The sequence below is a fragment of the Paraburkholderia panacisoli genome, assembly GCF_008369935.1.
GTDB lineage: Bacteria > Pseudomonadota > Gammaproteobacteria > Burkholderiales > Burkholderiaceae > Paraburkholderia > Paraburkholderia panacisoli.
Window position 1 is genome coordinate 1 of sequence record NZ_VTUZ01000126.1, and the last position, 2,010, is coordinate 2,010.

Genomic DNA, 2,010 nt, shown 5'->3' on the forward strand with positions numbered 1-2,010 from the left:
AAAATCTGTGATGCCCTTGCGCTACGCGCGGGCCGTCTTCGAAGAGCGGCTCGCTGACGTCTGGAACGACAGCTTCGATGACCGGGTGGCGTTGCTGCGCGCCATCCCAAAGGGGCTCTGACCGTGCGGTCGCCCCATCGTCGCGACGGCGCAGATGTTGCCGTTGAGGCAGGGCAACTGATTATCGATGTGGTCTCGCGACTCCCTGCTCTTCCTCCTGTCATCCGCTACTACGACGAGTTTGATGACGCTACCCGTTCGATACCTGCGCCTGCCGATGCAACGGTGTTCGAGCTGTTGATATACGGGCGACCGCACAGGCTGGACTTCGATCGTTATCCAGGCGCATACGCCATGCTGGTGAAGCAGCTCTTCCTGTATCTGCTGGGGGAAGATCTCCACGTCGTTTCGGCCTTCAAGGCGGCAAGTGGAGCGATGCACTTCCCGGTTACTGAAGTCGAAAAGCTGATCGATGCCGGCCCCCTCAACATTAGCCGCGAATGGACTGTCATGCGCGCACGCGATCTGCCTCAGGACGCGTACCGGTTTGGTAAAACGCTGCTACGATTGCTTTGTGCTCACCGGCTTGGCGGCTGGTCTCCAACATTTGCGGAATTCATCCGCTCTTCCCTGCCCGGCCCTGCGAGCGACGCCTACGCGGGAGTGCGTTCCGGCGACGTCTTCCTGTCGGCCGACGAAGAGGCTGCGATCGTGCGGCATCTTGACGAGGTGGTTTCGGTTCTCACGTCGCCAGTGAAAACGCCGTTAGCGTACGAGGACGTCTGCGACGCTGGCATGTTGCTGTGCGCCTACCAGTTCGCCATGCGCCCGATCCAGATTGCGATGCTGGGCATGCGAAATGTCCGCATCTGGCAGGATGCGCAGGATGGACCGCCGACGGTTCATTTAACCTTCCATATGGCCAAGCAGCGAAGCGACTCGAAAAGAAAGCCGCTTACACGCCGCGTCAAACGTGAGTGGGTTTCGATCTTCGTTGTGCTCAATACATGGCGACGGTCTGAAGGGGCCGCTGGCGCTGCACGCTTCTTTACTGTCCAGTCGAACTACGAGGCTGGGGCCCGGATTGCCGCGCTCGTCAGGAAACTGATCGGCTCGGATGACCTCGGTACGGCCACGGATTTGCGGCACACCGCAGCGCAACGGCTCGTTGACGCTGGTGCAACTCATGAGGAACTTGCGGAATTCCTGGGGCATTCGCATGCCCAGAGGGGGCTGGTGTACTTTGCGACATCAGCCTCCCACGCGGAACGGGTCAACCGGGCGCTCGGCGCGTCGGACATATACCGGCGTGTGGCGAAAATTGCGCACGACCGGTTCATCCTCCCGGAAGAGCTCACCCTTCTTAAAGGTGAGCAACAGATCGCTGGTGTCCCTCACGGCATTCCGATTGCCGGTATCGGCGGATGCTCTTCGGGACAGCCGGCCTGCCCCTATAACCCGGTCACGTCGTGCTATGGATGCAGGAAGTTCATGCCGTTGCACGACAGGTCGATGCATGAGCGGGTGCTGGCCGCGATGCGCGAAGTGGTTGTGTTCTTCGACCGGAGCTCCCGCGGCGATACACGGTCGCCGGCCTACCTGCAGCTGCAACGCACGATCGCTGAGATCCAGACGGTCATTGACGAACTGGAAGGCGACGATCAATGAAACCACACTACTGCGCGTTCATCGAGCTGGGCAAAACGCTGGCCCGTGAGAAAGGCCTGTCGTGGGACATGCCTCTCGATGAAACAGGTGCCGCACGCGACGGTGTCGGCTGGAATCTGACCGCTATTGCCAATGACGTTCCGCCACCGACGCATTATCTGCGAGACCTTGGGGCTGATGCGAAGGCGCTGGCGATCATCAACGCAGAGCGCGCCGAGTGCGACCGGACGCCACTGGCACGCCAACCGCTGTCTCCCGCATGGCAGGACCTGGTCAAGGCAGCAGTGGCCGAACAGTTGCTGTTCAAACGGAACACCACCGGGCACGTCATGCAAAACATCG

Annotated in this window: 1 protein-coding gene and 1 pseudogene; both read left to right on the forward strand. The window is 60.6% G+C overall.

Features of this window, described 5'->3' with window-relative positions; genetic code table 11:
- The first annotated feature begins 123 nt into the window (after positions 1 to 123).
- The gene (locus tag FVF58_RS50855) at positions 124 to 1,668 is read left to right on the forward strand and encodes a site-specific integrase (protein ID WP_149676966.1); all 1,545 of its coding nucleotides are present in this window, start codon (positions 124 to 126) and stop codon (positions 1,666 to 1,668) included.
- Positions 1,665 to 2,010 (forward strand): annotated as a pseudogene (locus tag FVF58_RS50860) (hypothetical protein); the annotation flags it as partial. The gene FVF58_RS50855 and the pseudogene FVF58_RS50860, both read left to right, overlap by 4 nt.